Raw genomic sequence first — 1,196 nt, 5'->3', positions numbered from 1 at the left:
AGATCGACCTTGTCGCCCTCGGCAATCGAGAAATCCTCGATATTGTCGCGGTCGCCGACGAGGTCGCTCGCCCGGTAGCGGAAGACATCCGCGCCGCTGCCGCCGTAGAGGAAGTCGCGCCCGGTGCCGCCCTCCAGCGTGTCATTGCCGCCGTTGCCATAGAGCTTGTCGCGGTCGCCGAGCCCGTAGAGCTCGCCATCGCCGCCGCCGTCCTCGAGCGTCTCGCGGCCCTCGGTGCCGACCAGCGCGTTGGCGGGCGGCGGCGGGGCGCTGTCGAGGATCAGCGTCGGGCCGACGGCCGTGGCGCTGTTGGCAGCCGCGTCGGTGGCGGTGATGGACAGCGAGAGATTGCCGTCGGCAAGGCTGCTGAGGTCGAGGATCACGCTGCCGTCGCCGGCGAGCGGCGCGGAGGTGACGGTAGCGGTCCCGTCGCTGACGCTGATCACCGCCGTGGCATCGGCATCGATGCCGCTGGCGATGAAGGTCACCGCGCTGCGCTCATCCACGTCGATCTGGGTATCCGGGGCGGACACCGCGAGATTGCCGTCGAGATCGGCGGTGGTGTCGGTTCCGGCGTCGAGGGTGATCTGCGTGCCGGTGCCGCCCGTCATATTGCCGCTGCCATCCTGCGCCTCGATCGAGACCGTGAGGCTGCCGTCGGCGAGGCTGCGGAGGTCGAGCGTCACGCTGCCATCGCCGGAGAGCGGTGTCGAGCTCACGCTGTTGCTGCCGTCGCCGACCGTCACCACGGCGCTGGCATCGCCGTCGATGCCGGTGACGTCGAAGGTCACGGCGCTGACCTCGGTGTCGGAGATGTAGTCATCCGGCGCGCTCACGGTCAGGTTGCCATCGACATCCGCCGAGGTATCCGGCGCCGTCGCGAGGGTCAGGACCGGGCCGCTGACCGTGCTGGCATTGCCGCCGCCGTCGGTGGCGGTGACCGAGCTGGTGACCTGGCCGTCGGGCAGGCCGCTGAGATCGAAGACCAGATTGCCGTTGCTGGCGGTGGTCTGGCTGACCGTGCTGCCATTGACGCTGAGCGTCACCACGGCCGTCGCGTCCGCATCGAGTCCCGCCAGGGTGATGATCACCGCGTCGTTCTCATCCGCATCGATCGTGGTATCGGGCGCGCTGAGCTGCATGTTCCCGTCATCATCGCCGGTATCGGGCGGCGCGCCGCCCTCGAGGATCAGTGA

The 1,196-nt window shown here is 69.3% G+C and carries 1 protein-coding gene; it reads right to left on the bottom strand.

Annotated elements, in window-relative coordinates:
- Nucleotides 1-1,196: calcium-binding protein (locus ACFSUD_RS19595; RefSeq protein WP_386376185.1), on the bottom strand; the 1,196-nt coding region annotated here is incomplete at both ends.

Source organism: Sulfitobacter aestuarii (assembly GCF_042685005.1).
GTDB classification, from domain to species: domain Bacteria; phylum Pseudomonadota; class Alphaproteobacteria; order Rhodobacterales; family Rhodobacteraceae; genus Sulfitobacter; species Sulfitobacter aestuarii.
This window is presented reverse-complemented; position numbering and strand designations above follow the sequence as displayed.